This window comes from Neorhizobium sp. P1_A6, assembly GCF_056406795.1.
The window spans coordinates 43,174-68,458 of sequence record NZ_JBFTZM010000012.1 but is presented as its reverse complement, the minus strand read 5'-3'; the positions used below and the strand labels follow the sequence as shown (position 1 = coordinate 68,458).

Here is a 25,285-nt window from a genome sequence, read left to right as displayed (position 1 = left end):
AAGTCATTCATACCGAGAATAACCACAAGTCCAGCCCCGCTGCCTTGTCGCTGAGCGCAGCGGGATGGTCGCCAATGGCCGACTGGACCGACGACAAAGGCCTGTTCAGCGTCCTCCTGTGCAGCGCCAGCCCGGAGCCGGCCCGCTCCATGACGGGCTAACTGTCACCGATCCTTAATTCCGGCTCCTCGGCGCAAATCGCGGCGAGGAAATCGATGAATTGCCGCACTCGGGAGGGCATGCGCCGTCCGGCGGCGGTCACCGCGTTGATCGGAAAGGGCGGCGGCGCATGCTGGTCCAGAACTCGCACAACCGCGCCGGAGGCCAGCACATCCGTGAACAGCCAACTTGCGTGATGGGCGATGCCGAGACCCGCGAGGACCGCGCCTCGGACATGCTCGGCGTCGTTCGTGCGGAACGCTCCCCCACCGTCGACCGTGACCAGCCGGCCCTCTACGTGAAAACCCCACCCGACGACATCGCCCTGGTAGACATAGCCGATCCGCTGGTGGCTGCGCAGTTCGTCCAACGTTTGCGGCGTGCCGTGTTGCGCAAGATAGCGGGCGGAGGCCAGGGTTATCATCTGCATGTCGCCGATGCGCCGGGCGACGAGTGCCGAATCCGAAAGCCGGCCGATACGGATCGCGACGTCTATTCCCTCCCCGATAAGGTCGACGTGCCGCCCGGAGACTTCCATCTCGATCGCGATGCCGGGGAAACGGTTCCTGAAATCGGATAGCCGGGGAATAATGAACATCCTTCCGAAGGCCGGCGAGACGGTCACGCGGACTAGCCCCGAGGGCGCCGACCGCCCTTCAAGGACCTTCTCTTCGACGAAATCGAGATCCTGAAGAATGCGGACGGTGGCCTCATAGTAGTCTTGTCCTGCGGGCGTCACGGCAAGGGCACGGGAATTTCTCGCGAGGAGTTGCGTCCCGAGCCGCGCCTCGAGCGCCGCGAGCTGTTTGCTGACCGTCGGCTGGCTGACGTTCAGGTCTCGCGCTGCCTGCGAAAAGCTTCCGCTTTCGACAACGCGCACGAACATCCGCATCGCATCTAGCTTATCCATCACTTTTCATTCCGAAGGAGATCGCTCGGGTTTTCAGACGAGGTCAGAACCGCCACGCGCATAACGACTAATTCTAAATAAGAATAGATGGTATTCAAAAGGCGTCAATGTCATTCGCCACAAGAATATGGCACCCCTAGCTCGACCGCCCGGTCACGGGCCTCGAACTGAAAGGAAGAGTTATGGCAATCAAGATCTACGGTGATGCGGGCTCGGGCAGCTTGCGTCGCGTGACGACCGCCGCGAAGATCATGGGCATTGAACTCGAACGGGTTAACATTGACCTGTTCAAAGGCGAGAGCCAGACCGACGAGTTCAAATCGCGCCTCAATCCTCACGGTCTGACACCGGTTCTGAAAGATGGAGACACCATTCTCTGGGAATCTTCTGCCATCAATCTGTATCTCGCCAACAAGGTGAATTCGCCGCTGGTGGGAACCACGCAGGCGGAGCGCTTCCAGGTGCTTCAGTGGATGTTCTGGTCGGGCGAGCAGTGGCGCACCTTCACCACCACGATCTTCGATGAGCGCGTGGCGAAGACGGTCATGGGCCTACCGAAGGACGAGTCGCTCGTCGAATTTGCCGAGGGCAAGATCCGCGCTGCAGCGAGGGTACTCGACCAGCATCTCGAAGGCCGCAAATTCATGGTCGGCAATGCCCTGACCTTTGCCGATATCGATATCGCGGCTCCCTTCTCCCAGGTCGATCGTGCAAAGTTTCCGTTCAAGGAATATCCAAACCTGATCGCCTGGCACGACAACCTTCTCCAGTCGTTCCCGGCGTGGGCGGAGACGAAGGCTGAGGTTGACAACCGCATGGAGAACTTTCTGGCGAGCGTCGGCGTGGAACTATAATTTCTGGCCCTCCTGTCCGGCTGGCGCGCGTGGGAAGATGGTGCGCGCTGGCCGGAATCGCGACCATCTCACGAATGGCACGGCGGGCGCCTGCGCTACCTGCTCCGAGCCTCTATCGTTCCTCGCCCACCGTCAGCGGCCAGTCGACGACGTAGTCTTCGAAATCTTCCACATCGACTTCGTTTTCGCTGACCGTGCGGCCGCGGGCGGAGATGCCGGCCTGGTGCACGGTGTCCGGATCGCCCGAGACCAGCGGATGCCACCAGTACAGATCCTCGCCGTCGCGGATGAGGCGGTAACCGCAGGTCGGCGGCAGCCATGTGATCTCGTTGACCGTCGTCGGGGTGAGCTGGATGCAGTCCGGCACGGTCGCCTGGCGGTGCTGATAGTCCTTGCAGCGACAGCTTTCCCCGTCGAGCAGCCGGCAGGCGACGGAGGTGAAGACGACGTCGCCGGAATCCCAGTCCTCGAGCTTGTTGAGACAACAGAGGCCGCAACCGTCGCACAGGCTTTCCCATTCATTTTGGGTCAGCTGGTCGAGCCGCTTGGTTTTCCAGAAAGGTTCGTCGGTCATCGTGGATATCACATTTGCGGCAGTTCGGAACAAATCCCGATATCTGCATTTTACCTGTTGCGATTTTGATATCGCGCATCAACCATTTGTCAGCTAAAGCTGATTAACGGTGAGAGGCTAGAGCTCTTGATCCCTTGCAGGGACCGCGTCAAGCACATCTCATCGAAAGGGCAGGGAATTCCGAAGGTGCAGGACGAGCCAAAGTCATCCGACGACCGGCCGCGCGGCAAGCGCCACCTGCTGCTGCGCATCGATTCCTGGATCGATTCCACCGTCTGGAATCTCGGTTTCCGGCTTGCCGAAATCTGGGAGGAGATCACCATCTTCTTCCGCCGGTTTCGTGTGCGCGGCTGGAAGCGCATCGGCTTCGAGCTTGCCGGCGAGGCGATGACACTTGGCACCGCCGGTTTCGTGCTGCTCCTGGCACTCGCCCAGCCGGCCTTCGAGGAGACCCACGAGGACTGGCGCAATCGCGGCGATTTCGCCGTCACCTTCCTCGACCGCTACGGCAATATCATCGGTCATCGCGGCATCATCCATGAGGATTCGGTGCCGATCGACGAATTGCCGGACCACCTGATCAAGGCGGTGCTGGCGACCGAGGACCGCCGCTTCTTCGACCATTTCGGCATCGACTTCTTCGGCCTTGCCCGCGCCATGAGCGAAAACGCCAAGGCCGGCGGCGTCGTGCAAGGGGGGTCGACCCTCACCCAGCAGCTCGCCAAGAACCTGTTCCTCACCAACGAACGGTCGATCGAACGCAAGATCAAGGAAGCCTTCCTGTCGCTGTGGCTGGAAGCCAACCTCTCCAAGAAGGAGATCCTGTCGCTCTATCTCGACCGCGCCTATATGGGCGGCGGCACGTTCGGGGCGGCGGCGGCCGCACAGTTCTATTTCGGCAAGAACATCACGGAGGTGAACCTTGCCGAGAGCGCGATGCTCGCCGGCCTGTTCAAGGCGCCGGCCAAATACGCGCCGCATGTCAACCTGCCTGCCGCCCGCGCCCGCGCCAACGAAGTGCTTTCCAACCTCGTGCAGAGCGGGCTGATGACCGAGGGCCAGGTGATCGCCGCCCGCCGCAACCCGGCGACCGTCGTCGACCGCGCCGACGCCAAGGCGCCCGACTATTTCCTCGACTGGGCCTTCGATGAAGTGCAGCGGCTGGCGCAGGCCGGCAAGTTCCACGAACATTCGGTCGTGGTGCGCACGACGATCGACATGGGCCTGCAGCAGGCCTCGGAATCGGCGATGGAATCGAGCCTTCGCGAATACGGCGAGAGCTACAAGGCCAAGCAGGGCGCGCTCGTGATGATCGAGAACGGCGGGGCCGTGCGCGCCATGGTCGGCGGCCGAGACTATGGCGAGAGCCAGTTCAACCGCGCCGCCAGAGCGCTGCGCCAGCCGGGTTCGTCCTTCAAGCTCTATACCTATTCGGCGGCGATGGAGAACGGCTTCAAGCCGGAATCGACGATTTCGGATGCGCCGATCACCTGGAACGGCTGGTCGCCGCAGAATTACGGCCGCGCCTACAAGGGCAAGGTGACGCTGCTTTCAGCCATGGCCCAGTCGCTCAATACCGTTCCGGTCAGACTTGCCAAGGAATATCTCGGCACCGACTTGATCGTGAAGACCGCCAAGGCTTTCGGTGTCGAAACGCCGCTCAGGAAAGACAAGACCATCCCGCTCGGCACTTCGGAAATGACCGTTCTCGACCAGGCGACAGGCTATGCGGTGATGCCGGCCGGTGGCATGCAATCGCGCCGCCACGGCATCGAGCAGGTTCTCGGATATGGCGGCGACGTGCTCTACGATTTCAACCGAGACGAACCGCCGGCCAAGCGCGTGCTCTCCGAACAGGCGATGTCGTCGATGAACCGCATCCTGTCGCAGATCCCGGTGATCGGCACCGCCCGCAAGGCAGCCCTCGACGGCGGCATCGTCACCGCCGGCAAGACCGGCACCTCGCAGAGTTATCGCGACGCCTGGTTCATCGGGTTTACCGGCAATTACACGACCGCCATCTGGTTCGGAAACGACGACTTCACCTCGATGAACAACATGACCGGCGGTTCGCTGCCGGCCGCGACCTTCAAGACGGTGATGGATTATGCCCATCAGGGCATCGAGCTGCGCGCCATTCCCGGCATCGATAATCCGCTGCCGACCGGAGACCACAAGGGAAATGCGGTCGCCAAAAAGAAGGACGGCACCCCCGATACCGGGCTGCAGGCGCTCGTCCGGCCCCGCTCGCTATCGGCCGAATCCACCCGGCTGCTGCGGCAGATTGCCGGAAAGCTGAAAGAAGCCGGCCGGCTCGGACCTGCCACCGCCAAGGTGGCCGACAAGACCACGACGGGATCGGTCACCGAGGCATTACCCGTCAGTTCCAAAAGCCCCTGAGCCCCTGGCTTCCGAGCTTGCCGCGCACGGTCGCGGCGACGCAGAGCGCCGTCACGCCTTCATGCAGGCCGCCCTGCATCAGCTTTTCGAAAGCGATGCGGTCCCTTTCAGCCAATCCGTCATCGGCTCGCGACACCCAGCTGCGGAATAACGCGGTGCGTTCGCCCTGATCGATATCCTGGCCCATCAGGTCGAAGAAGCGGACATAGGTATCGACCGCGAGGTCCTTGACCGGCGGGCTTGTCCAGCCTGCCCTCGCCGCCTGCGGCAGGCAGGTGTCGATCGCCTCGACGACCGCGCGGCGCGCCTCGGTCGGCTGGCTTTCGGTCAGCGTCATGAAGTCGGCGGAAATGGTCTTCGGGCTCGCCGGCCCCTCTTCCTGCTTCAGGTGGTAATAGGCACCGGAAAACCCAGCCGCCACGGCCACCAAGGCGCCGGTCGCCATCATCCATAATCTCATCGTCTTTGCCCCGGAACATTGTCTCGGGGCGACGGTAGCCAAGGAACAGGCTTGGCGTAGAGCGCGCGGATTCTAGTCACAGGAACCGCTTAAAATAACGTTATCAAACGGTTAGCGGATGGCGCCGGTTGTGCGGGAATAGAACGAAAGGCGCCCAAGCTGGATAACTTTGGCACAGGTGACGGTGCGCATCTCGGTCGGGCGCGGAATGGAGACCGGTTGCCTAGCCCGTAATTAGGCGAGCCGGGCCGGACTGATTCGGATCAGGCGGACGCCTGTACCGGAAAGACACAACCCACCCATTCCTTCCCAATAGAATCAATGCTAACCCTCTGACATAGCTGTCCGAGGGCCAAAGCAAACCCGTGTTCCGTGTTCCCTTCCTCATAGCGATCGCGCTCACCATCGCCTTCGGCGGCGGGATATGGTCCACCCTCGTCGCGCTGGATGCCACGATCGGTTTCGGTGCGATCAAGCTCGGCTCATGGGAAGCCTTTCCGCAGGCGCAGACAGCGCAGGCGGACCCTTATGCGAAGTCGCACCGGGCCAATGCCGGCAAGCTCATCTACGCGAGCGCCGAGGGCCTCACCTTCATTGCCTCGGTCGACGAAAAGGGCGATCGCCTGACCGGAAACTGCTCCTACCGCCTCACCGGCCGCACGCCGCCGGCGCGTTTCTGGACGCTGTTTGCCGCGGCCCCCGGTGCCGCCCCGCCCTTGGCGCAATCGGACCTGCCGACTGCGCTCAACTCCCGCATCGTGCTGCGCGACGGCGACAGCGACGGCGGTTTCGACATCGCGATTTCCGCAACCGCCAAGCCAGGCAACTGGCTGGCCGTCGCAGCGCCTGGGGCGTTCCGGCTGACGCTGACGCTGTTCGACACGCCGACGGCCGGCAGCTCCGGCCTGATCGACCTCACCATGCCGCGTATCGAGAAGACCGGGTGCGGCAATGTCTAGAAGGCTTGGATTTAGACGTTTGAGGTCGGTGAGTTCGAGAGCTGCGGAGCCGGTATCCCGGGGGTTCGCGCTGAAGGCGCTGCTGGCGGTGATCACCGGCTTGATCGGCGCGGCGCTGCTGCACCTGATCATCGTGCTGGCGCTGCCGAGTTTCAGTGAGCGCGACGCCTATACGCGGGTGCTGGCGGAAGGGGAGATCTTCCGCTTCTACCGGCTGGGAGAAAAGCCGGATCGCGCCGGGCTTGCCAAGGACGATCCGTTCGTCGATGCGACGGTCTGCGCCTTCGATATCTCCGACGGGCCGGTCCGGCTGACGGCCGCCAATGGCGGCGTGCCCTTCTGGTCGCTCGGCGTCTACGACCAGTCGTCGAACGAGGTGTTCAGCATCAATGACCGGACATCGGCCGGTGGCGTGCTGGATGTGGTGATTGCCTCCCCAGCGCAGACGACCGCATTGCGCAAGGCGCTGCCGCAGGCAGTCTCGCAGTCGATCCTGGTGGAAGCCAAAGAGACGGCGGGATATGCCGTCCTGAGAAGTCTCGTCCCGCAACCGAGCTTTGCGGGTATCGTGTCGCAATTCCTGAACCAGGCAACCTGCGCACCGTTCGAATGGCGCTCCCGAAGCCGGTTCTGATGTCTGTCTTGCCGGCTATTCGGCGCGCACCGCGTGGTTTTCGGCCTTGCGGTCGCCCAGGTCTTCGAAACGCTCGTAACGCACGCCGGTGAACAGCAGGAGCTGTCCGGCATTGTCGCTTTCGCCGATCTTGATCTGCGGCCGGCGCTGATGCTCGCTGCGCCATCTGTTCAATACTACGATCTCTGCCATGCTCGTCTCCGTTTAAGGAATTCGAGACGGATGAAGACGGACCGATCTCACCCTGCCCTCTCCAAGGGCCTGACGCATCCCGAGGTAGAAGTTCGGGCATCCGCGCCTTTCTCGCCTGTGCGCCTTGTTCGAAAGCGCAACGACATTTCGACATGGACGGCCGGTTCCGCCTGAACCGGCCGTTATGGAGAAGGTCCCAGGGACGCGGGGCCATCCGGTACTTGAAACCCGGCAAAACACACGCCGGTTACCCCATGATTCAGCCAGACCACCGTTAACAATTCCTTACTGCTAATATAGCAGTTGCTACCGGTGGATGTCTGTTGTCCGCAGCCAAAACGCAGGAGCGTCGGTTTGGTTCACCGCCTCCGCAGGCGCCGACCCCAGCCGCAATTTCCTGGCCGAAACAGGGAAACTGCAAGAAATCACGGACGTATCAAAACGATCCATTTTCACAGACCGTTAACCCTCCAAGAGTTAGCATCCGGTTAAACCAAGGCGACACCATTCTGCAGATGCTCTCACAGCTGCGTGAGCGGGCGGGCGCCACCGGGAGTTTCCCAGGCAAGGTACGATGAGAGCGCCAGGCGGGCTTTTCCGGCACACCTGATCGGCGTTCGGCACTCCGGATTTGTTTTGCGTTGATTGCGAGTTTGCCAGTGACGAATGAGTTTCGAGACCTTGAAAGGCCCCAGGCCATGCGTAAGAAGGATGTGGTGCTGATGGCCACGGTGACGAGCTTCGAAAGCCTTCCGTACCCTTCGCGGTCGGAGCTTCGACAGTTCGCCGAGCTCTTCGCCCCCCTGTTTTCCGCATCGTCCGAAGAGGCCCGCCGCGATGCGGTCGCGGCCCTTTCCCAATGCAAGACCGTGCCGCCGGCCGTCGCCTTCTTCATCGCCAGCCAGCCGATCGCGGTCGCGGCCCCGTTCCTCACCTCCTCGACCTGCCTTTCCGACGATGCGCTGATCGCCATCGCCCGCACCCAAGGGGAAGCGCATGCCCGCACCATCGTGCGCCGCGAAGCGCTGTCGCCGACGGTGATCGACGCGCTGGTGGGCTTGCGCTACGACCGCAACACCCGCCGCGATGCACCTGAAAACCTCGACGCGCTCGTGCCGCGCCGGCCGACGCCGGAAATGGTCGACGAGGCTGAGCGCAATACGCGCGAGGAACTCCTGCGCAACCGGATCAAGGCGCTTGCCGGCCATGTCGACCGGCCCGCCGCCGACCGGCTGGGCTTGCGCAATCTGTCGCCGATCCAGGAGGCGCTGCTCGTGCGGTTCGCCCGCAATCGCGAGACCGGGCTGTTTGCGACTGTGCTTGCCGATACGCTTTCGGCCAGCCGTTGGCTTTCGGAACGGATACTGCTCGACATTTCCGGCCAGCAGCTCGCCGCAACGTTGAAAGGCCTGGCGATGGAGAAGGACGATGCGCTCTTCATCCTCCAGCGGCTTTACGACCATCTGGCAGCCGAGCAGGACGGCGTGACGCGGAGCGCCTCTCTCTGGGATGGGCTCGACGAGGACGAATGCGGCAAACGTGTCGAGGCCTGGCGCCGCGCCGACAGCTATACCTACCCGGAACAGCAGCATCAGCCGATGTTTGCCGACAATCGCGCAGAGGACAGCCGCGAACCGCGGGTGATCCGCACCACTGCCAGCGTCCGCAAGCCGCTCAACGGCCTCTACCGGGTGCGCTGACCGGTCATAGCGCGGCCGCTCAAGCCGGCTTCACCACCTCGAACAGATCGGCGACGTCGTCGATCTCCAGTTCCAGCAGCCAGAGATCCGGATCGAAGCGCAGTTCGCGCGACAGCATCTCGCGGACGGCTTCCGGCTCGGCGCGTTGCGCCCTCACCTCGAATTTGCGCCCGCCATCATCTTCGCCGAAGAAGTTCTGCGGAGCCGGCGCGTAGAGCGTTTCCAGCCCGTCGCGGAAGTGCTGGCGGATGAAGATCGCGCCGGCTGCCTCCGCACCCTTCTTTTCGACAGCGGCAAAACCGCCGAGCCCGAAGACGCGGCGGATCATGGCGGAGACGACGATTTCGGATTTCAGGCGCATGGTTCCTCTTACGGCGCTTCGCGACCGGGCGCAAACTCGCCCTCCCCAAATTTTACCCGGATATAACTATTGCCACAATATTACCCGGATGATATTGGCTGCACTTCCATCAAGGAAGGCACGGGACATGAACACCATCGACAGGAAAGCGGCGATCTCCGCCTACAAGGAACGCAAGGCCCCGGCCGGCATCTATGCCATCCGTTTTGCACCCATGGGGCAGCGATGGGTCGGCCGCTCCGGAGACCTCGACAAGATCCAGAACCGCATCTGGTTCACGCTCCGGCACGGCAGCCATGTGAGCAAGAGCCTGCAGGCGGCCTGGAATGCCAACCGGCCGGAGGATTTCGCGATCGAGCGGCTGGAAGAGATCGACGAGGAGCTGACCGGCTACCTGCGCGACCGGACGCTGAAGGACCGACATCTGCACTGGGCTTTCGAACTGGACGCCGAAACGGTGTAAGATCATCCGGCGGAAGTCCCTGAGAAGAAACGGGAAATCGCGATGCTGCGGCCTTTCCTTTCGCCGAATGCACCATATCTTACACATCGGTGCCGCACGGCACTGTCATGAAAAGGAGTTTGGGGCTTGGCTACTTCCGCATTGATCAGCATTCTGATCACCTTCCTGGTGATCGTCCTGGTTCTCTATCTCGTCGCGCGCCTGCCGATCGATGGCCGCGCGAAACAGATCGCGCAGATCATCATCATTATCATCGGCATCATTTCGCTGCTGAAATATCTCGCCGTGTTCTAAAGGCAGAGATGCGCCCGGCCATGCCGGGCGCCATCCAACCGGTGCGATGAGGATCACGCCGTCATCGCATTTGTCCGCCGGTATTCCTGCGTCACCCCGCCGAAACCCCAGGCGTCCGCCTCGACCTCGCGGACGATGACATAGGTGGCGGGCGGTATCCCGCCGAGGCTCTTTTTCAAAAGCGCGTCCATCGCCTCGATGAAACGCTGCTTCTCCTCGGCCGTATTGGTGCCGAGCGTGACATTCGCCTCCACATGCGCGGCCACTTCCAGCGGTTCGCCGCCGACGGTCCAACCGGAAAGATCGACCTCCTCTACAAGGACCGCTGTGACCTCGCGGCGTTTGCGCATGATCGTGTTCATCAGCACCGTGGTTTCCTGCTGCAGCAGGCGCCTTGATGCCGGCTCGATGCTTTTGCCGGCGATGATGACGTGAACGAAGGGCATGACATTCTCCTTTTCGGATTTCTGTTGACGCCGCTATCTTCTCCCCACACAATCATTTTGAAAATCACGAAGTTTCAAACATATGCTTTGGTAAAACTCAACGATTATGCTACCCATCAATCTCGACATCGACACTCTGAGAAGTTTCGCGCTCGGCCTGGAACTCGGCAGTTTCGCCAAGGCTGCCGACCGGCTCGGCCGTTCGCCTTCGGCGATCAGCCTGCAACTGAAGAAGCTCGAGGAACAGGTGGGAGAAACCCTGCTGCAGAAGCAGGGGCGTGGACTTGTCCTGACCGAAGCGGGTGAAATCCTGCTCAGCTATGCCAGGCGCATCCTGGAGCTCAACGACGAGGCGCGAGCGGCGGTGCGCGGCGTCGGCAAGCTCGAAGGCTGGGTGAAGATCGGCGTGCCGCAGGATTTCGCCGAAACCTGGCTGCCGGACCTGCTCGGCCGCTTTTCGAAGATCCATCCGAAGGTGCGGGTCGAGGCCCGGGTCGACCGGGGTGTCGCGATGGTGCAAGCGATCGACAAGGGCGAACTCGACGTGGCGCTGACCTGGGGCACGCTCGCCAGCCCGCGGGCGGAGGTCGTCGCAAGGCGGGAAATCGCCTGGATCGGCCCGGACGGATTTCGGCATATGCCCGGAGAGACGCTTGCGATCGTCGCCTTCGATCCGCCCTGCGCCTTCCGCAAGGCCGCCATCGACGCGCTCGATCGCAACGGCATCGCCTGGCGCCACGCGTTCGCCAGCCCGAGCCTTGCCGGCCTTTGGGCAGCGGTCACCGCCGGGCTCGGTGTCACCCCCCGGATCGTCGAGGGCAAGCCGCCGCAGCTTGCCGCGCTTGATGCCAAAGAAGCAGGCCTGCCCGATCTCGGCGCGATCGAGCTTGCGCTGCACGTCGCCGAAACCCGCCTCGCACCGCCTGCCGAAGAGCTGAAACGGCTGGTGCTGGAGGCGGTGGCGATGCGTTGAGCGGCGAGCCCTCGCCGCTGATCACCTCCCTGTCCGACGGCCAGTCGACGATTGTCCTAAGTGACAGGCTAACGGCTATCGTTGAAAGGTAAGGTGGACGGTGCCGCTCTCGGCCGTTTCCGCCTTGACCGTATAGCCCGTTTCGAAGCCGCGCAGATCGTCCCACAGGCGGATGCCGCGCCCGAGCAAAATCGGCGCGATAGCAACGTGGAGGTGGTCGACAAGACCAGCCTTGAGGTAGTCGCGAACGACGGTAGGGCCACCGCCTATCCTGACATCGTTGCCGTTTGCGGCGCTCACAGCCTGCCGAAGCGCATCAAGGGGCGTGGTATTGAGGAAGTGGAACGTGGTGCCGCCGGCCATCTCCAGGGAGGGCCGCGGCTTGTGTGTCAAGACGAAGACCGGGCAGCGGAACGGTGGCTCGTCGCCCCACCAGCCACGCCAGTTCGGATCGTCGGGAAAGTTGTGCAACCCAAACATGCCGGCACCCATAATCTCGGCACCCACATCGGCGAAATACGCCTTGGCGTATGCGTCATCGACACCTGTGGTTCCCGCTCCCGAGGTATCCTTCAACACCCGCTCCCGGAATGTTCGCGTTGCTGCATATGCGCCGACGAGACGCGACCAGTCCTCGCCGAACGGGGTTTCGGGCGTCTGGTCCGTCGTTGTCGCGAAACCATCGAGCGAGATCATGAGATCGACACGAACTACCACCGGGAACCTCCTTGCGTGTGGTTGCACCTTGACCGCCTCATATTCAGAACCGAACACTAAGGCATTTGCCTTTGTATCCAAAGCCTGATACTAAGGCAAGTACCTTTTTATCCTTGGCCGGCGCACCCGCCGATTTGACCGACGCACATGCCTTATCATTCGACTCCGCTCGACCTCGCCTTTCATGCTCTCAGCGATCCGACCCGCCGCGCCGTGGTGTCGCGGCTGGTCGAGGGCGAGTTACCGGTCAGTGCTTTGGCCAAGCCTTTCGACATGGCGCTGCCCTCCTTCGCCCAGCATCTCAAGGTGCTGGAAGATTGCGGGCTGATCGTCAGCCAGAAGCGTGGGCGCAGCCGCTGGTGCCGTCTGGTGCACGCCCGCTTCGACGAGGCGGCGGACTGGATGGTATCGGAGCGCCGACGTTGGACCGAGCGGTTGGATCGGCTCGAAGTCTACCTGGATAAAACCGAAGAGGACGATGAAGGACATGGCAAAGCTGTTTGAGACATGGTCGCTCGACCGCGAAATCGTGCTGGTGAAGCTGCTGAACCACCGCCGCGAGAAGGTCTTTGCCGCCTGGATGGACCCCAAGGCATTGGCCGAATGGTACGGCCCGGCTGGTCTCAGCATCGAGACCCACGAAGCCGATATCCGCGAGGGCGGGGTCTGGCGGTTCGACATGGTGGGCGTGTTCGAGGGCAAGGAACAGCGCTTCCCAAACCTGATGCGCTTTATCGAGATCGTGCCGAACGAGCGGATCGTGATGGACTACGGCACGCCCGACCCGGCCGACCCCGACCGTTTCCGCGCCACGGTGACCTTCGATGAGCAGACCGATGGCAAGACGGTCCTGACCATGCGCCAGCTCCACCCCAGCGCCAAACGGCGTCAGGTGGTCATCGGCTTCGGCGCCGTCGAATACGGGCTGCAGACGCTGGATGGCCTCGCGGCCTGGCTCGACCGCTGAGCAGTCGGCAAAGTGCCGCGTGCGCCCGCCCTCGCCGCTGGAAACATCGAACGTTCGGGAGATCGATAGCGGCCGCCCTACAGCGCGCCGATCGACTTCAGCTTCTTCAGCACCATTTCGTCGGGCTCGCCGGTCTCGGGCAGGCGGTAGTGGCGCTGGAACCGGCGGATGGCGGCCTTGGTCTGGGCGCCGGCAACGCCGTCGACTCCGACATCCGCATAAGCGATGTTCGACAGGCCGCGCTGGATCTGCAGCACCAGGTCCGTGGGTTGAACGGGAGCATTCGGCTTCTGAGAGACCGGCGTGGCCACCGGCCTGCCGGAATTCGACGCTGCGTTCGGGATATTGGCGGGCGGCGTCATCGTCGGCTTGCGCTCGGAGGCTCGGATTGCCGCGGCAACCGGATCTTCGCCGTGCGCATTGGCGCTCTCGACCGGGCGGGCCGGCGAAACGGGCCGTGGCGGCTGGACCGATGATGGCGCAGGCCTCGTCGGCGCAGCCGGCGTGGCCCGTGCTGTCTCGGCGGGTTTTGGCGCCGCGGGCTGCGTGTCATGGGGTGCGGTCGGCTGAGAGGCCGCCTGCTGCGGCGGCTGCGGGCGCGGCATCGGCGCGACAACGGTCGGCGCGGGCACCTCCGTCTGGGCCGGCGCTGCGGTCGGCACAGCGGCTGGAGCCGGCGCTACGACATTGGGATCGGCGCGCTCGATGCGGAAGGTCGTGACATCGGCGGGTGCGGTGCGCCTTGCCGGACGATAACCGGCAATCTGATTCGGGTTCTTGGAATCGCGGGTCGCGAGGAACGGGGATGGATGGCCGCCCGGCTGATACCAGAGCGCATTGGCGGCGACGAAGGAGAACACGACGCCGAAGGCGGCGCTGCCGAACAGGGCCTTCGGCCGGCGCGCAGCAGCCCGCGCTCCCGCCAGAGCCAAGCTCGACAGAATGCCAGGCTGCTTGACAGTTTTTTTCCTGTCAGGCGATTTTCGCTTCCGCGCGGTCATCGATAAAATCCTGTTCGTCCATCATGGCCGCATGCCGGGCTGCCCTCAGCCGCGGCGGGAATTCGACTTTCTCCTCCCGGGAATCATCCCGTTTTGCTTCGACGCCGGAGCCGTCCGATGGCAGCGAGATCGTCACCACGGTCCCCTCGCCCGGACGGCTGGCAATCGCGAAACGACCGCCGTGCAGCGCCACCAGGCCTTTTACCAGAGAAAGTCCGAGACCGGTACCTTCGTAGGTGCGGGTATAGGCGTTTTCCACCTGCATGAACGGCTGGCCGATATATTGCAGCTTTTCGGCCGCGATGCCGATGCCGGTATCGCTGACGGAAATCTTGACGTCATCGCCTTCAAGCATGGCGTCGATCGACACGACGCCGCCGGGACCGGTGAACTTGATCGCATTGCCGGCGAGGTTGATGAGGATCTGCTGTACGGCGCGACGGTCGGCGATCACTTCGCCAAGCCCGCGCGGCGCGCGGCTCGTCAGCGTCACGCCTTTTTCGCRGGCGGTCAGGTCGAGCATGGCGCGGCAGGTTTCCACGGCTTCCGCAATCGCGAAGGGCTCGGCGAGCAGTTCGTAACGGCCGGCCTCGATCTTCGACATGTCGAGCATGGTGTTGACGACGGAGAGCAGATGGCCGCCGGACTGGCGGATCAGGCCAACATATTCGCGCTGGCGGTCGTTTTCGAGCCGGCCGAAATATTCGCCGATGAGCACGTCGGAAAACCCGAGAATGGCATTGAGCGGCGTGCGCAGTTCGTGGCTGACGGCGGCGAGGAACCTCGACTTCGCCTCATGGGCGGAGCGCGCCTCGGCGACATTGGCCACGGCTTCCAGACGGAGCTGCTCTTCTTCCGACATGTCGCGCGCCTGCGCCAGGACGTAGAGGAGTTCCCCTTCGCCGTCGCGGATGGCGGTCATGTCGAGGCGAACGGACAGGAACTGGCGGCCGGCAGCCGAAAACGGCCGCTCGATGCGGATATCCGCAAGCGCGCTCGCCGCACCCTGGCGCAGCATGTCGAAAGCCTGGACGAGGCCAATCCGGTCGGACACGTGGACTCGCTCGGCAAATGGCTCGCCGGCCGCTTCACGCAGGCTTGGCGGAAACAGATGCTGGTCGCGACCGCCGGTCTTCACCAGCAGGCCGTGCGGATCGAGAATGAGCGACAGGCCCGGCATCGCATCGAAGGCAACCTCTTCGGGCTGCGGCGCGGCAATAGAAGCCACGGCATGGCGCGGAAAGGCAAAGGAGGCGGCAACGGCCAAAAGGAAGAGCGACAAGACCAGCGCGACGCCGACGGGCAGAGCGAGCGCCGGCGGCAACAGCAGCGACAGCGCCGGCGGCACGGTCAGCAGTGCGCCAAGGCCAGAGAAGACGAGGCGGCGGAACTGGGCAATTTCACCGGCGCGCGCGGTCTCGCCCTCGCCGAGGCGCGTGAGCCAGCGGGTGGCGGTCTCATCGACCAGCGTGACCGCCTTTCCGGCAATGTTACTCAATACGCGCACGCAAAACCCTGCACAGACTCGGTTGTTGAAGCCGACAATAGGCCTCCGTGGCTTAAGGAAAGGATAAAACCAGGGGGTGCGGGAAGCCCCGCAATGACCCAAAATCCGGCTTTGGGACAGAACGGACACGCCTTCTGAGCTTGTGGTTAACGCAACGTAAGCAACGGATTTGCTTCAATTTTTCCCAAGGCGTTAACCTTTGTGGCGAGCCAGCGGCCAGGAAAGCCAACGGGTTCGGGTGGGCTGCCGCAATTATGCTTAACATCGATCGCTAAAATTCGATTCAAGTTCGCGACAAAGGCGCTGCAAATGCCGATATTTCGCATTTTAGGCAAATTTGCCGAAAAACCGAACGGTCCCGTCAAAGCCATATTCGCTTCCCGGCGGTACAACCATGTTCAAGACCGGCACAGATCCGGCGGCCCGCTTGAAGACAGAAGCGGGAAAAAACAGGTGGACAGAGCGATGTGGTTTCTCATCAAGGGAAGTATGTGGTTCGCGGCGGTGCTGGTGGTGCTTTCCTACTTCAGCAGCAAGCCGGCGACCGAGACCGACGGGCTTTCGCCCCTGCAGGTCAGCAACGCCTTTTCGGCGGCGACCGAAGCCTATCAATATGTGAGCGCCATCTGCACCGAAAAGCCTGAGGTCTGCGAAAAGGGTGCCGAGACCTTCTCGGCGCTCGGCACGAGGGCCAGGCAAGGCGCCCAGGTCGCCTTCGAGCTGCTCGACAAGCAGTTCGGCGACAAGGGCACCCGGACCGCGGTGCTCGCCGATCCGGAACCAACCCCATTCCCGGCCAGACAGGCCGAAACGGCAGCCGCTGCTGTTGCCGACACCATCTTCACCGGCACCGTGCCTGTCCCGCAGAAACGACCCATTCGTTAGGTTGACGCGCTGGCAAACAGCGTTGCGGATGTCTCTTTCGAATTCGAATTTCAAAACTTGCGCCGGGCTCTGATAGCCATGGTTCCCAGCGCCGGACTGCCTGCCCTGTCATTCAGCATTTTGCTGACGCCGTGAGGATTACCCCTCACGGCGTTTTTTTCGCTTTTATCCCAGCCTGCAGTGCCTATATGGAGCGGATAGAAGAACCGGAGCGCTTATGGCCAGCCTCGAGCAAATCATCGAAGATTTCGAATACCTCGACGAGTGGGAAGACCGCTATCGTTACGTGATCGAACTCGGCAAGGCGCTGCCGGACCTTCCCGACGACCAGAAGACGGCGGAGAACAAGGTGCAGGGCTGCGCGAGCCAGGTCTGGCTGGTCAGCCATCTCGGGGACGGCAGCGCCGATCCGGTGATGACCTTCGAGGGTGATTCGGACGCCCATATCGTGCGGGGCCTGGTCGCCATCGTGCTCGCCGTCTATTCCGGCAAGACCGCTTCTCAGATCGCCGCCACAGATGCAATCGAGATTTTCGACCGTATCGGGCTTGTCGAACACCTGTCGTCCCAGCGCGCCAACGGGCTGCGCTCGATGGTCAAGCGGATCCGGGAAGAGGCAAGGATCAGGGCTGCGGCTTAGGGCGCAAGGACTCCTCACGCGCATCCGTTGGCCACGTGGAGAGCGCTTGCTCGGCAACGGCCTCCAGCGTGTCGCGACTGAAGCCGGCCTTGGCCTGCACCGCCATGCCGTGAAGAACGGCCATCAGGAATGCCGCAAGCGTATCAGGCCTCGCCGTCTCCGGCAGGTCGCCCTCGGTCTTTGCCCGCTCGAAGCGTTGGCGAAGCTGCGCCTCGGCTTCGGCGCGCGCCTCGATCAAGGCCTGACGGACAGGCTCCGCTTCATCCGACCCCGCCAGGACACCCTGGATGCCAAGGCATCCCGTATGGTCGGGATAACGGGTGGTGAGGTCGATTGCACCCTGGAGAAGATGCGCCGCAACCTCACGCGCCGTGGGCAACTGGAGTGCAGCGGGAACATAGTCCACATACCGCTCGTAGTAGCGCACCAGGGCCTTACGGAAGAGCGCTTCCTTATTGCCGAATGCGGAATAGAGGGCCGGTCTTTCGACACCCGCCGCCTCGGTCAGGTCGGCATAGGAGGCGCCCTCATAGCCCTTGCGCCAGAAGACGCATATCGCGGCGTCGAGCACCTTCTCCACATCGAATTCGCGATGGCGTCCCATCAGCTCTGCTCGGCCTTTTTCATAATGACCGTTATTAAAGCCCCTTGACCATCATTGTCAAATTTCATACCGATCGTTATCGTAACATACGTTATTAAATTGGGCCGCTCGACAGGATCGAATGGAGCCCTCGTCGAATAGGGAAAGGATACTCATGTCCAACATATTCAAGGGGAAGGTCGTCCTCATCACCGGCGGTTCACGCGGCCTCGGTGCGGCGACGGCGGAAGCGTTCGCCGATCACGGAGCGGACGTTGCGATCAGCTACGCGGCTTCGGCCGACAAGGCGAAAGCCGTCGTGGAGAAACTCAGGGCAAAGGGGGTTCGCGCGATCGCGGTCCAGAGCGACCAGGCCGACCTTTCTTCCGCAAAACCCCTGATCGACCGGGTGATGGCGGAATTCGGCAGGCTCGATATCCTCGTCAACAATGCCGGCATCGCCATCCAGGGTCAGATGGTCGACGATCCGGAACTCGACGGGGACAACTATAATCGCCAGTGGCAGGTCAACGTGCTGGGCACGATCGCCAATACCCGCGCGGCGGCGCAAAAGCTGACCGACGGCGGCCGGATCATCTTCGTCGGCTCGCTCCTCGGCTCCTACGTCCCCTTCCCCGGTGTTGCCGACTATACCGGAACCAAGTGGGCGCTCGCCGGCTATGCGAAGGGCATTGCCCGCGACCTTGGCCGGCGCAATATCACCGTCAACGTGGTCCAGCCGGGAATCATGCCGACCGACATGGCCGCAGACGTTGCCGGCGAGCTTCCGAACCGTGACGCCATCCTGGACATGCATCCGATCCGTCGCATCGCAACGCTCGAGGAAGTGGCCGAAACCATCTGCTTCCTGGCCGGACCGCATGCGGGCTACATCAACGGAGAGACCGTGAATGTAGCCGGCGGCCTCGGAATCTGAGTGACGAAGCCGGGAGCTTCGACATCCAATCCGGATCGGATCACCAGCGAAAAGTCCCTGAGCTTCGAACGAAGCTCAGGGACGCTCGCGTCAAGGGGTCAGGCTTCCGCTGCCTTGGCGGCCATTGTGGCCTTTGCCCACCAGACCAGTTCGTCGAGCGCCGTTTTGGCCGAAGGCAGCAGATTTGCCTCGATCTCCTCGATCGGCTTGTTGCCGCCCCTCGGGGCGACCGCCATGAAGTCTCCGCCACCGATATGGACGGCGGCGTGGGTCGATACCATCTGCAGCTCGACCCCGATGCCGCGCAGGTGTTCCACCGCGCGCGACGCACCCGTGCCGCCGTAACCGATGGCGGTAAAGGGTTTCCGGTTCCATTCCTTGTAAGCCTGATCGAGGGCGTTCTTGAGCACGCCGGTGAGCGAATGATTGTACTCCGCGACCACGAAGATGTAGCCGTCGAAGCGGCCGACGGTTTCCTGCCAGCGCACAGCTTGCGGGTTTTGGCTCGGCATCCACATGTTCGAGGCCATCTCGTCAAAGAACGGCAGCGGATGGTCGCGCAGATCGACCAGTTCGACCTCGATGTCGTCACGCGCCTGCGCCTGCTTCAACATCCACTGTGCAGGCCTGTCGGCAAAGCGGGTTGGGCGGGTGGAGCCGATGACGATCGCGATTTTGGGCTTCGGAACCATAGTATCCTCATGTATGTTGGTTTCTGTCCGTAACCATCTATCCGAGGATCGAATGCCTCATCAAGACAGCACTTTTCGGATACCAGGTAACCGCGAGGATACCAGGTCCTGCGAGCCCATCAGCCGCATGCTGGCCCGGATCAGCGACAAGTGGACGCTTCTGGTCGTGCGCGTTCTGGGGAGCGGCCCTCTTCGCTTCAATGCACTGAAGCGGGAGATCGGCGAGATCAGCCAGAAGATGCTGGCTTCCACTCTTCGCGATCTTGAGGAGAATGGTTTCGTGACGCGGACAGTCACCCCGACGACGCCTCCGCAGGTGGAGTATGCCCTGACGGACCTCGGCCGGGATTTTTGGGAGCCAGTGCAGGCACTGGCCGATTGGACCCATGCGAATTCCCCGAGGATCGACGCCGCCCGCGCCGCTTATGCAGCGAACCGGGCAGCGCGTTAGGCTGGTACTTCTGGAGCCGCTCACGAGCGGCATTGCAGCGTCAGCCTCACAAGTCTTCTCCGTCACAAGGCCGGCCGGAAATCTTCCGCGCCCCAATGATGGCTCTGGCGGCGTTTTGGCAGAGCCGGCGGGGCATAATGGCGGGCGAGCGCCAGCAGCGCGGTGCGCAGCATGAGTTTGGCCGAGCGCGCCGGCCATTGGCGTTCGCGTTCCACCGTCTCCAGCCCCTTGGCAAAGCAGCAGACATCCATCGCGACGCCGGAAAGTTCCGGTCCCATCGCGTCCACCGCTCTCGAAAAACGGTTGCGGGCGGATATCGCGCTGTCGGCGATGTCGGCCTGGCCACCGGCGGAGCCCTTGGCGCGGGTGGCGAGCCGCGGCTCCCAGGAGGCGGTGACGCGCGGCTGGAGCTGCCCCCGGGTAAAATCGGCGAGCAGTCGTTCTCCCGCCTCCAACGCTTCGGCTGGCAGGAAGGGTTTTCCGTCGCGGTCCTTCATCCGGGCGATCGTGCCGAGTGGTGATTCGGCCAGGTTGCGGCGCACCGGCTGGCGGGCGCCGTCGATCTCGGCGGAGGTCACGACGATCTCGCCGTGCTGCTCGACAAAGGCCTCCTCGCCCGTCACCAGCGCCCGGCGCAGGAAGCTGGACGCCTCGACACTTGCGGTGATACGGCCGCTTTCGGAAAGCTGCACCAGCCCGAGCGAACGGGCTCTGGCGATTACCGCCTGCGGATAAAGCCGCTCCTCGGCTCCGGTGAGGCGGACTTCGGCACCCTCCCCGGTCTCGATCGTGCATTCGCCGCGGGCAAGCTGGCGGATCAGGCGCAGGAGATGCCGTTTGAGGTCTGGAATATCCGCCTTGCCGGGCACGGGCTTTCCGATCGCATCAGTCATGGGCTACCACCTCCGACAGGCCGAAAACGGTGGTGACGATGCGTTCGACCGCCGAGATGAACTCGTCGAAGGCCAGGTCGTCGCGGCGATCTTCCACCACGTGGCAGGCATGGCCGACGGTGGTGCGGTCGCGGCCGAACGCTTCGCCGATGTCGCTCATCGAAATCTGGAGCGCTACATGGCAGACATACATGGCGATCTGGCGCACATGGCAGGATAGCCGGCGCCGGTCGCGGCGCAGCATCACCCGGTCGCCGAAGAGCTGGACCAGTTCGCAGACCATCTGACGGACGATGCGGCAGACGCTCCTGAGCGGCAGGCTGGCGGGAAGCCGCGGCGTACCGGCAGTCGCATCCATTGGCACTGGCGGGGAAAATCGCGCCGAGGACGGCGGGGCGGAAGGCTCGGAATATCGCTCGAAAGGCATGACAACTCCTCAATAAATAGGAATTAATTCATACACCCTAGAGCAAAAGCGGGGACGCTGAAAACCGCCCCTCCGCAATTATCAGCTGAAATCGTTGATGATTTCCGCAAGTTATGGAAAGATAATGGGATTTTTTTCCTCACACCTTGCCCGTGGCCAGGTCGCTAAAAAGGAAAAACCGGGCGTACGGTCGCCCGGCTCTTTATCCGCATCTGTGTTTGATGCCGAAATCACCCGCCGGTCGCTGGCGCGATCGGTCCTCATCGGGATGGTCTCAAATCCTCCCGGTGTCTTTGCCGGGCGTTGGCCCGGCTCAGACCTTGCCGCGCTTGCGGCGCTGGCCGAGACCCATTTCCTTGGCGAGCCTGGAACGAGCTTCCGCATAGGCGGGCGCCACCATCGGATAGTCGGCCGGCAGGCCCCACTTCTCGCGATATTCTTCCGGCGTCATGTTGTAATGGGTCATCAGATGCCGCTTCAGCGACTTGAACTTCTGCCCGTCCTCCAAGCAGATGAGATAGTCGTCTTCGATCGATTTCTTGATCGGAACCGGAGGCTTCGGCTTTTCAATGGCCGCTACAACCGGTGCCGGCGAAGAGGTGTTGCTCAACGCCGTATGCACGTCTGCGATCAAGTTCGAAAGATCGCTGACGGGCACCACATGGTTGCTCACATAGGCCGCCACAATATCTGCGGTCAACTCCACCAGCAGATCGGGGCTTTTGCCCAATGCGATGTCTGTCATTTCCTGTCTCCTGTTTAAGTGACTGGCTGGCCCCGCGACCTCCGCGACACCTGCCCGTTCGTAGAGCTTCTCGGAGCGAAACCATTGCCCGACCGCCGTCTTGCGACCGAAGCCTACCCCTAAGCTCCATGCGGAAAAGAAAACGGTTCGCACCGGATATTGCGTTCGATTAAAGCTTGCCCAGGTCCGTGATCGACGTTTATCGTTCCTCAATCCAAAGAACTTGTCGACTTCACCGAATTGACGAGGGAACGCCTAATCTGAAACAACATCTGCACTCTACTTGTAACGAAGTACCACTGCTTCGCTTTATCTCCAAGTGCGATTTTCGCGAGTTACCAGCCTTTCTGCGGCCTATATCGCTCCCACGTCAGCTTTACTGATGAATAGATGAGCATTTGCTCAGTCAAGACAGGGTTATAACTCGTCCTCGACGGGATTATATTCGCTTATCGTAATCCTTCATTTCATCCCGGACTGACTCAGCGTAAAGTGGATATCCGATCTTATGTGCTGCCATAGCGAGTAGATGCGCCGAAATTGGCGCGGTCAGCACGAAGAAGAAGAAGCCTGCAAGGGCTCTTGCAAATGTCGGCAGATCGCCCGCATGGACGCCGACCGCCAGCAGCAGCAGCCCGGAGCCAACCGTGCCGGCCTTCGATGCCGCGTGCATCCGGGTATAGAGATCCGGCAACCGGTTGAGGCCGATTGCCGCCACCAGTGCGAACCCGGCGCCGCCAAGCATCAGAAGGGCGGTTATCGTGGCCAGCAGGATATCCATCATTTCTTTGCCTTCCGCCTGACGGCCGGTCCGGTGCCGGGCGGGCGCCTTGTTGCAGATTTACGGCGCGGTTCGGGCACCGATGCCGTGAACGTCTTCATCATGTCCGGCCTCGGTGTTTCCCGACCGCCGCGCGACAGGATAAAGCGCGCGAAGGCGACGGTCGCCAGGAACCCGACGAGGCCAAGCGAGATGGCGATATCGATATAGAGCGTGAAGCCAGTGCGGATGGCGATCAGGGCGATGAAGCCGATGACGATGCCGGTCAGCATATCCAGCGCCACGACCCGGTCTGGAAGCGTCGGCCCCCTGATCACCCGCCAGACCGTAAGCAGGAAGGAGACGCAGAGCACCACGAGCGCCAGCCAGACCGCATAGGAGAGGATCATTTCAGCCGTCGTCATCGGAACGCCTCCATGATCTTGCGCTCGAAGCCGTTGGCGATATCCCGTTTCGTGGCCTCGATATCGGAACAGTCGATCGCGTGGACGAACAGCGTCTTGCGGTCCTCGGAGACGTCGACCGACAGCGTGCCCGGCGTCAGCGTGATGAGGTTGGCAAGCAGGGTGATCTCGAAATCGCGGGTGACGGTCAGCGGAAAGGCGAAGATGCCGGGCTTGAGGTCCATGCGCGGGCTCATCACCAGCACCGCCACTTTCCAGGCAGACAGCGCCAGCTCCTTCAGGAACAGGGCGAGCAGCGACAGGATGCGGCCGAGCCGCCGCCAATAGCCGCGGGCGCCCATCTCGTCGCGGACGATCCAGAGCGCCAGCGTCGACAGCACAAAACCGAAGATCAGGTTTTGCAGCGTCGCGCTGCCGGTTACAGTGACCCAGACGACGGCAAATACCAGAGACAGGATATAGGTGATCATCGTGCTGTCCCTCCCGGGAAGACCGAATGGATATAGGCCGCCGGTTCGCCGAGCCCCTCCGCCGCCGTCTGGGCCAGATCGAGCAGCGGCTCCGGCAGCAGGCCGAAAAGGACGACGAGCGCCGTGAGGCAGCCGAGCGGCAGGGCGATGCGCCAATCCGCCGGGGCGGCGGCCTCCGGAACAGGTTCGGGCTGCGGCCGCCAGAAGGCAAGCAGGAAGACGCGGGCGAGCGCCAGCGTGACGAGGAAGGCGGAGACGAGGATCGCCGCGGCCAGCCACCAGGCGCCGATATCGAGCGAGGCTTTCAACAGCGCCACCTTGGGCCACAGGCCCGACAGCGGCGGCAGGCCGGAAGCGGCCAGAAACAGCAGGAAGGCGGCGCCCGAAAACCACGGCGCCCTCCGGTAAAGCCCGCCGAGGCCGGAGAGCGCCCAGGTGCCGCCGAGCCGGCCGGTTTCTCCCGACACCAGATAAAGCGCGGTCATCGTCACCACCGAATGCAGCGCATAGAGGATGGCGCCGCTGACGGCCGCGGGCGTGCCGATCGCCACGCCCGCCATCATGTTGCCGATGCCGGCGATGACCACGTAACCCACGAGCCGGCGGATATCGTTCTGCGCCAGTGCGCCGAGCGCGCCGACCAGCATGGTGAGCGCCGCCGATATGGCAACGACGAGGCTCAATTCCTCGCGCTCGACGGGAAAGAGCATGATGGTGACGCGGATCAGCGAATAGATGCCGATCTTGGTAAGCAGCCCGCCGAACAGCGCCGACACCACCACCCGCGGCGTGTGATAGGAGGCCGGCAGCCAGAAATTGACCGGAAAGGCGGCGGCCTTCATGGCGAAGGCTAGGATGAACAGCGCCGTCAGCGTCGTCAGCGGCGCGGTGCCGCGCAGGCCCGCCGCCTTGCGGGCGATATCGGCCATGTTGAGCGTGCCGAAGACCGCATAGAGATAACCGACCGCGATCAGGAACAGGGTCGTGCCGATCAGGTTGAGGATGGCGTATTTCAACGCGCCGTCGATCTGCTCCGGCTCGGAGCCGAGGATCAAAAGGCCGAAGGACGAGATCAGCAGCACCTCGAACCAGACATAGAGGTTGAAGATGTCGCCGGTCAGGAAGGCGCCCGTGACGCCGGCCATCAGCAGCATCAGGAACGGGTAGAAACCGTAGCGCCGGCCGCTCGCGTCGATATCGCGCAATGCGAATATGCCGCCGGCAAGGGCAACGATCGCCGCGGCGAGCGCCATGACCGCGCCAAAAAGGTCGGCGGTGAACGCAATGCCGAAAGGCGGCAGCCAGCGGCCCATCACCATGGTGACCGGGCCATGGGTCCAGACGCGCCAGAGCAGGCCGGCGTCGAGGAGGACGAGGAGAGCCAGGCCGGCAATCGCGATGCCGCCATGCAGGCGGACGGACTTGCGCACCATCATCAAGACAGCACCGAAGCCGATCATCAGGGCGACCGGGAGAACAACCAGCCAGTCGGCAAGCGGCGGAGCGGCGAGGACGAGGGCTGCGGAGAGGTCGACGGAAGGAGAGGCCATCAGTGGATGCCTCCGGGTGGGCTGTCGGCAAATATCGCCGCGGTAGCTTGACCCTCCCGGACGGCTATCGTCGAAGTCGGGATACCCCCCTCTGCCCTGCCGGGCATCTCCCCCTCAAGGAGGGAGATCGGATGGGTGCACCGACCTGCCACAAGCAGCCTCAGTCCCATAAGAGAAGGTTCGATCATCGTCGTTGATGAAGGCCGAGGCGCCGCGTCTGGCCGATCTCCCCCCTTGAGGGGGAGATGCCCGGTAG

Annotated in this window: 33 protein-coding genes; 14 read left to right on the top strand and 19 right to left on the bottom strand. The window is 62.7% G+C overall.

Annotation, left to right across the window (positions count from 1 at the left end):
* Window positions 1–157 precede the first annotated feature (157 nt).
* A complete protein-coding gene (locus tag AC1D3C_RS22515) occupies window positions 158–1,069 on the bottom strand; it encodes a LysR family transcriptional regulator (protein ID WP_477484410.1) in 912 nt (303 codons plus the stop codon).
* A gap of 182 nt (window positions 1,070–1,251) precedes the next feature.
* Here AC1D3C_RS22515 and AC1D3C_RS22510 point away from each other — a divergent pair, with 182 nt between their 5' ends.
* Window positions 1,252–1,923 (top strand): glutathione S-transferase family protein, encoded by a 672-nt coding sequence (locus AC1D3C_RS22510; RefSeq protein WP_477484409.1) that lies wholly within the window; start codon window positions 1,252–1,254, stop codon window positions 1,921–1,923.
* A gap of 112 nt (window positions 1,924–2,035) precedes the next feature.
* Here the strand turns inward: AC1D3C_RS22510 and AC1D3C_RS22505 are convergent, their stop codons facing one another.
* The gene (locus tag AC1D3C_RS22505) at window positions 2,036–2,497 is read right to left on the bottom strand and encodes a YcgN family cysteine cluster protein (RefSeq protein ID WP_038541213.1); all 462 of its coding nucleotides are present in this window, start codon (window positions 2,495–2,497) and stop codon (window positions 2,036–2,038) included.
* Between the two features lie 186 nt (window positions 2,498–2,683).
* Here AC1D3C_RS22505 and AC1D3C_RS22500 point away from each other — a divergent pair, with 186 nt between their 5' ends.
* The gene (locus tag AC1D3C_RS22500; protein ID WP_247038787.1) at window positions 2,684–4,897 is read left to right on the top strand and encodes a transglycosylase domain-containing protein; all 2,214 of its coding nucleotides are present in this window, start codon (window positions 2,684–2,686) and stop codon (window positions 4,895–4,897) included.
* Here AC1D3C_RS22500 and AC1D3C_RS22495 read toward each other — a convergent pair.
* Window positions 4,878–5,345, bottom strand: coding sequence for a hypothetical protein (locus AC1D3C_RS22495; RefSeq protein ID WP_477484408.1), 468 nt, complete (start codon window positions 5,343–5,345; stop codon window positions 4,878–4,880). The two genes, AC1D3C_RS22500 and AC1D3C_RS22495, sit on opposite strands and share 20 nt — an antisense overlap.
* A gap of 377 nt (window positions 5,346–5,722) precedes the next feature.
* Between AC1D3C_RS22495 and AC1D3C_RS22490 the strand changes: the two genes are divergently transcribed.
* Both AC1D3C_RS22490 and AC1D3C_RS22485 read left to right on the top strand, forming a co-directional pair.
* A complete protein-coding gene (locus AC1D3C_RS22490) occupies window positions 5,723–6,316 on the top strand; it encodes a DUF1214 domain-containing protein (protein ID WP_038541207.1) in 594 nt (197 codons plus the stop codon).
* Window positions 6,317–6,344: 28 nt separating this feature from the next.
* Window positions 6,345–6,950 (top strand): DUF1254 domain-containing protein, encoded by a 606-nt coding sequence (locus AC1D3C_RS22485; protein WP_247139131.1) that lies wholly within the window; start codon window positions 6,345–6,347, stop codon window positions 6,948–6,950.
* 15 nt (window positions 6,951–6,965) lie between these two features.
* On the opposite strand, the gene AC1D3C_RS22480 is transcribed toward AC1D3C_RS22485, so the two are convergent.
* Window positions 6,966–7,142 carry a hypothetical protein gene (locus AC1D3C_RS22480; RefSeq protein ID WP_157885085.1) on the bottom strand — a complete coding sequence of 59 codons (177 nt, stop codon included), beginning with the start codon at window positions 7,140–7,142 and terminating at the stop codon, window positions 6,966–6,968.
* A gap of 659 nt (window positions 7,143–7,801) precedes the next feature.
* On the opposite strand from AC1D3C_RS22480, the gene AC1D3C_RS22475 reads away from it, so the two are divergent.
* Entirely contained in the window at window positions 7,802–8,842 is a 1,041-nt protein-coding gene (locus tag AC1D3C_RS22475; protein WP_477484407.1) for a DUF2336 domain-containing protein, read from the top strand.
* 19 nt (window positions 8,843–8,861) lie between these two features.
* On the opposite strand, the gene AC1D3C_RS22470 is transcribed toward AC1D3C_RS22475, so the two are convergent.
* A complete protein-coding gene (locus AC1D3C_RS22470) occupies window positions 8,862–9,203 on the bottom strand; it encodes a DUF1491 family protein (RefSeq protein WP_477484406.1) in 342 nt (113 codons plus the stop codon).
* 127 nt (window positions 9,204–9,330) lie between these two features.
* Between AC1D3C_RS22470 and AC1D3C_RS22465 the strand changes: the two genes are divergently transcribed.
* Both AC1D3C_RS22465 and AC1D3C_RS22460 read left to right on the top strand, forming a co-directional pair.
* Window positions 9,331–9,666, top strand: coding sequence for a GIY-YIG nuclease family protein (locus tag AC1D3C_RS22465; RefSeq protein WP_477484405.1), 336 nt, complete (start codon window positions 9,331–9,333; stop codon window positions 9,664–9,666).
* Between the two features lie 126 nt (window positions 9,667–9,792).
* Window positions 9,793–9,960, top strand: coding sequence for a Thivi_2564 family membrane protein (locus AC1D3C_RS22460; RefSeq protein ID WP_007772654.1), 168 nt, complete (start codon window positions 9,793–9,795; stop codon window positions 9,958–9,960).
* Between the two features lie 53 nt (window positions 9,961–10,013).
* Here AC1D3C_RS22460 and AC1D3C_RS22455 read toward each other — a convergent pair whose 3' ends face one another.
* The gene (locus AC1D3C_RS22455; RefSeq protein WP_477484404.1) at window positions 10,014–10,406 is read right to left on the bottom strand and encodes a tautomerase family protein; all 393 of its coding nucleotides are present in this window, start codon (window positions 10,404–10,406) and stop codon (window positions 10,014–10,016) included.
* A 106-nt stretch (window positions 10,407–10,512) separates the two neighbouring features.
* Here AC1D3C_RS22455 and AC1D3C_RS22450 point away from each other — a divergent pair, with 106 nt between their 5' ends.
* Window positions 10,513–11,379, top strand: coding sequence for a LysR substrate-binding domain-containing protein (locus AC1D3C_RS22450; protein ID WP_477484403.1), 867 nt, complete (start codon window positions 10,513–10,515; stop codon window positions 11,377–11,379).
* Window positions 11,380–11,454: 75 nt separating this feature from the next.
* On the opposite strand, the gene AC1D3C_RS22445 is transcribed toward AC1D3C_RS22450, so the two are convergent.
* Complete coding sequence (locus tag AC1D3C_RS22445; RefSeq protein ID WP_477484402.1) at window positions 11,455–12,096, bottom strand: dihydrofolate reductase family protein; 642 nt, start codon at window positions 12,094–12,096, stop codon at window positions 11,455–11,457.
* 147 nt (window positions 12,097–12,243) lie between these two features.
* Here AC1D3C_RS22445 and AC1D3C_RS22440 point away from each other — a divergent pair, with 147 nt between their 5' ends.
* Together AC1D3C_RS22440 and AC1D3C_RS22435 are read left to right on the top strand one after the other, a co-directional pair.
* Window positions 12,244–12,600 carry an ArsR/SmtB family transcription factor gene (locus AC1D3C_RS22440; protein WP_477484401.1) on the top strand — a complete coding sequence of 119 codons (357 nt, stop codon included), beginning with the start codon at window positions 12,244–12,246 and terminating at the stop codon, window positions 12,598–12,600.
* Window positions 12,575–13,063, top strand: coding sequence for an SRPBCC family protein (locus AC1D3C_RS22435; RefSeq protein WP_477484400.1), 489 nt, complete (start codon window positions 12,575–12,577; stop codon window positions 13,061–13,063). The genes AC1D3C_RS22440 and AC1D3C_RS22435 overlap by 26 nt, the downstream gene beginning before the upstream one ends.
* 77 nt (window positions 13,064–13,140) lie before the next feature.
* Here the strand turns inward: AC1D3C_RS22435 and AC1D3C_RS22430 are convergent, their stop codons facing one another.
* The 3 genes from AC1D3C_RS22430 to AC1D3C_RS22420 form a co-directional block, all read right to left on the bottom strand.
* Window positions 13,141–14,064, bottom strand: coding sequence for a peptidoglycan-binding domain-containing protein (locus AC1D3C_RS22430; RefSeq protein WP_477484399.1), 924 nt, complete (start codon window positions 14,062–14,064; stop codon window positions 13,141–13,143).
* Entirely contained in the window at window positions 14,036–15,571 is a 1,536-nt protein-coding gene (locus AC1D3C_RS22425) for a sensor histidine kinase (RefSeq protein WP_477484398.1), read from the bottom strand. The genes AC1D3C_RS22430 and AC1D3C_RS22425 overlap by 29 nt, the downstream gene beginning before the upstream one ends.
* Window positions 15,572–15,717: 146 nt before the next feature.
* Window positions 15,718–15,942, bottom strand: a complete 225-nt coding sequence (locus AC1D3C_RS22420; RefSeq protein WP_477484397.1) for a hypothetical protein — start codon at window positions 15,940–15,942, stop codon at window positions 15,718–15,720.
* Window positions 15,943–16,036: 94 nt separating this feature from the next.
* Between AC1D3C_RS22420 and AC1D3C_RS22415 the strand changes: the two genes are divergently transcribed.
* Together AC1D3C_RS22415 and AC1D3C_RS22410 are read left to right on the top strand one after the other, a co-directional pair.
* The gene (locus AC1D3C_RS22415; RefSeq protein WP_038541164.1) at window positions 16,037–16,456 is read left to right on the top strand and encodes a DUF5330 domain-containing protein; all 420 of its coding nucleotides are present in this window, start codon (window positions 16,037–16,039) and stop codon (window positions 16,454–16,456) included.
* A 217-nt stretch (window positions 16,457–16,673) separates the two neighbouring features.
* Window positions 16,674–17,096, top strand: coding sequence for a SufE family protein (locus AC1D3C_RS22410; protein ID WP_038541161.1), 423 nt, complete (start codon window positions 16,674–16,676; stop codon window positions 17,094–17,096).
* On the opposite strand, the gene AC1D3C_RS22405 is transcribed toward AC1D3C_RS22410, so the two are convergent.
* The gene (locus tag AC1D3C_RS22405; RefSeq protein WP_477484396.1) at window positions 17,080–17,700 is read right to left on the bottom strand and encodes a TetR/AcrR family transcriptional regulator; all 621 of its coding nucleotides are present in this window, start codon (window positions 17,698–17,700) and stop codon (window positions 17,080–17,082) included. The genes AC1D3C_RS22410 and AC1D3C_RS22405 overlap by 17 nt on opposite strands.
* Before the next feature lie 154 nt (window positions 17,701–17,854).
* Between AC1D3C_RS22405 and AC1D3C_RS22400 the strand changes: the two genes are divergently transcribed.
* Window positions 17,855–18,616, top strand: coding sequence for an SDR family NAD(P)-dependent oxidoreductase (locus tag AC1D3C_RS22400; protein ID WP_038541159.1), 762 nt, complete (start codon window positions 17,855–17,857; stop codon window positions 18,614–18,616).
* Between the two features lie 98 nt (window positions 18,617–18,714).
* On the opposite strand, the gene AC1D3C_RS22395 is transcribed toward AC1D3C_RS22400, so the two are convergent.
* Window positions 18,715–19,308 carry an NADPH-dependent FMN reductase gene (locus AC1D3C_RS22395; protein ID WP_477484395.1) on the bottom strand — a complete coding sequence of 198 codons (594 nt, stop codon included), beginning with the start codon at window positions 19,306–19,308 and terminating at the stop codon, window positions 18,715–18,717.
* A 52-nt stretch (window positions 19,309–19,360) separates the two neighbouring features.
* Here AC1D3C_RS22395 and AC1D3C_RS22390 point away from each other — a divergent pair, with 52 nt between their 5' ends.
* Window positions 19,361–19,759, top strand: coding sequence for a winged helix-turn-helix transcriptional regulator (locus AC1D3C_RS22390; protein WP_477484394.1), 399 nt, complete (start codon window positions 19,361–19,363; stop codon window positions 19,757–19,759).
* A 62-nt stretch (window positions 19,760–19,821) separates the two neighbouring features.
* Here the strand turns inward: AC1D3C_RS22390 and AC1D3C_RS22385 are convergent, their stop codons facing one another.
* The 7 genes from AC1D3C_RS22385 to AC1D3C_RS22355 all read right to left on the bottom strand — a co-directional run bounded on the left by AC1D3C_RS22385 (window position 19,822) and on the right by AC1D3C_RS22355 (window position 25,029).
* A complete protein-coding gene (locus AC1D3C_RS22385) occupies window positions 19,822–20,652 on the bottom strand; it encodes a DUF6456 domain-containing protein (protein WP_477484393.1) in 831 nt (276 codons plus the stop codon).
* Window positions 20,645–21,079, bottom strand: coding sequence for a helix-turn-helix domain-containing protein (locus AC1D3C_RS22380; RefSeq protein ID WP_477484392.1), 435 nt, complete (start codon window positions 21,077–21,079; stop codon window positions 20,645–20,647). Before AC1D3C_RS22380 ends, AC1D3C_RS22385 begins: the two co-directional genes overlap by 8 nt.
* A gap of 313 nt (window positions 21,080–21,392) precedes the next feature.
* Window positions 21,393–21,824 (bottom strand): Ros/MucR family transcriptional regulator, encoded by a 432-nt coding sequence (locus AC1D3C_RS22375; RefSeq protein WP_038541152.1) that lies wholly within the window; start codon window positions 21,822–21,824, stop codon window positions 21,393–21,395.
* 439 nt (window positions 21,825–22,263) lie between these two features.
* A complete protein-coding gene (gene mnhG, locus AC1D3C_RS22370) occupies window positions 22,264–22,608 on the bottom strand; it encodes a monovalent cation/H(+) antiporter subunit G (protein ID WP_038541147.1) in 345 nt (114 codons plus the stop codon).
* Entirely contained in the window at window positions 22,605–23,009 is a 405-nt protein-coding gene (locus AC1D3C_RS22365) for a cation:proton antiporter (protein ID WP_477484391.1), read from the bottom strand. Before AC1D3C_RS22365 ends, mnhG begins: the two co-directional genes overlap by 4 nt.
* On the bottom strand, window positions 23,006–23,479 hold the full coding sequence (locus AC1D3C_RS22360; RefSeq protein WP_038541140.1) for a Na+/H+ antiporter subunit E: 474 nt from the start codon (window positions 23,477–23,479) through the stop codon (window positions 23,006–23,008). Before AC1D3C_RS22360 ends, AC1D3C_RS22365 begins: the two co-directional genes overlap by 4 nt.
* Window positions 23,476–25,029 (bottom strand): Na+/H+ antiporter subunit D, encoded by a 1,554-nt coding sequence (locus tag AC1D3C_RS22355; RefSeq protein ID WP_477484390.1) that lies wholly within the window; start codon window positions 25,027–25,029, stop codon window positions 23,476–23,478. The genes AC1D3C_RS22360 and AC1D3C_RS22355 overlap by 4 nt, the downstream gene beginning before the upstream one ends.
* Between the last annotated feature and the right edge of the window lie 256 nt (window positions 25,030–25,285).

Excerpts from the sequence above, each read along its gene's own strand:
- AC1D3C_RS22515 (WP_477484410.1), bottom strand. The coding sequence starts at position 1,069 with ATGGATAAGCTAGATGCGATGCGGATGTTCGTGCGCGTTGTCGAAAGC.
- AC1D3C_RS22510 (WP_477484409.1), top strand. The coding sequence starts at position 1,252 with ATGGCAATCAAGATCTACGGTGATGCGGGCTCGGGCAGCTTGCGTCGC.
- AC1D3C_RS22505 (WP_038541213.1), bottom strand. The coding sequence starts at position 2,497 with ATGACCGACGAACCTTTCTGGAAAACCAAGCGGCTCGACCAGCTGACC.
- AC1D3C_RS22495 (WP_477484408.1), bottom strand. The coding sequence starts at position 5,345 with ATGATGGCGACCGGCGCCTTGGTGGCCGTGGCGGCTGGGTTTTCCGGT.
- AC1D3C_RS22480 (WP_157885085.1), bottom strand. The coding sequence starts at position 7,142 with ATGGCAGAGATCGTAGTATTGAACAGATGGCGCAGCGAGCATCAGCGC.
- AC1D3C_RS22470 (WP_477484406.1), bottom strand. The coding sequence starts at position 9,203 with ATGCGCCTGAAATCCGAAATCGTCGTCTCCGCCATGATCCGCCGCGTC.
- AC1D3C_RS22465 (WP_477484405.1), top strand. The coding sequence starts at position 9,331 with ATGAACACCATCGACAGGAAAGCGGCGATCTCCGCCTACAAGGAACGC.
- AC1D3C_RS22455 (WP_477484404.1), bottom strand. The coding sequence starts at position 10,406 with ATGCCCTTCGTTCACGTCATCATCGCCGGCAAAAGCATCGAGCCGGCA.
- AC1D3C_RS22450 (WP_477484403.1), top strand. The coding sequence starts at position 10,513 with ATGCTACCCATCAATCTCGACATCGACACTCTGAGAAGTTTCGCGCTC.
- AC1D3C_RS22440 (WP_477484401.1), top strand. The coding sequence starts at position 12,244 with ATGCCTTATCATTCGACTCCGCTCGACCTCGCCTTTCATGCTCTCAGC.
- AC1D3C_RS22435 (WP_477484400.1), top strand. The coding sequence starts at position 12,575 with ATGAAGGACATGGCAAAGCTGTTTGAGACATGGTCGCTCGACCGCGAA.
- AC1D3C_RS22430 (WP_477484399.1), bottom strand. The coding sequence starts at position 14,064 with ATGACCGCGCGGAAGCGAAAATCGCCTGACAGGAAAAAAACTGTCAAG.
- AC1D3C_RS22420 (WP_477484397.1), bottom strand. The coding sequence starts at position 15,942 with ATGGCTTTGACGGGACCGTTCGGTTTTTCGGCAAATTTGCCTAAAATG.
- AC1D3C_RS22415 (WP_038541164.1), top strand. The coding sequence starts at position 16,037 with ATGTGGTTTCTCATCAAGGGAAGTATGTGGTTCGCGGCGGTGCTGGTG.
- AC1D3C_RS22410 (WP_038541161.1), top strand. The coding sequence starts at position 16,674 with ATGGCCAGCCTCGAGCAAATCATCGAAGATTTCGAATACCTCGACGAG.
- AC1D3C_RS22405 (WP_477484396.1), bottom strand. The coding sequence starts at position 17,700 with ATGGGACGCCATCGCGAATTCGATGTGGAGAAGGTGCTCGACGCCGCG.
- AC1D3C_RS22400 (WP_038541159.1), top strand. The coding sequence starts at position 17,855 with ATGTCCAACATATTCAAGGGGAAGGTCGTCCTCATCACCGGCGGTTCA.
- AC1D3C_RS22395 (WP_477484395.1), bottom strand. The coding sequence starts at position 19,308 with ATGGTTCCGAAGCCCAAAATCGCGATCGTCATCGGCTCCACCCGCCCA.
- AC1D3C_RS22390 (WP_477484394.1), top strand. The coding sequence starts at position 19,361 with ATGCCTCATCAAGACAGCACTTTTCGGATACCAGGTAACCGCGAGGAT.
- AC1D3C_RS22385 (WP_477484393.1), bottom strand. The coding sequence starts at position 20,652 with ATGACTGATGCGATCGGAAAGCCCGTGCCCGGCAAGGCGGATATTCCA.
- AC1D3C_RS22380 (WP_477484392.1), bottom strand. The coding sequence starts at position 21,079 with ATGCCTTTCGAGCGATATTCCGAGCCTTCCGCCCCGCCGTCCTCGGCG.
- AC1D3C_RS22375 (WP_038541152.1), bottom strand. The coding sequence starts at position 21,824 with ATGACAGACATCGCATTGGGCAAAAGCCCCGATCTGCTGGTGGAGTTG.
- mnhG (WP_038541147.1), bottom strand. The coding sequence starts at position 22,608 with ATGATGGATATCCTGCTGGCCACGATAACCGCCCTTCTGATGCTTGGC.
- AC1D3C_RS22365 (WP_477484391.1), bottom strand. The coding sequence starts at position 23,009 with ATGACGACGGCTGAAATGATCCTCTCCTATGCGGTCTGGCTGGCGCTC.
- AC1D3C_RS22360 (WP_038541140.1), bottom strand. The coding sequence starts at position 23,479 with ATGATCACCTATATCCTGTCTCTGGTATTTGCCGTCGTCTGGGTCACT.
- AC1D3C_RS22355 (WP_477484390.1), bottom strand. The coding sequence starts at position 25,029 with ATGGCCTCTCCTTCCGTCGACCTCTCCGCAGCCCTCGTCCTCGCCGCT.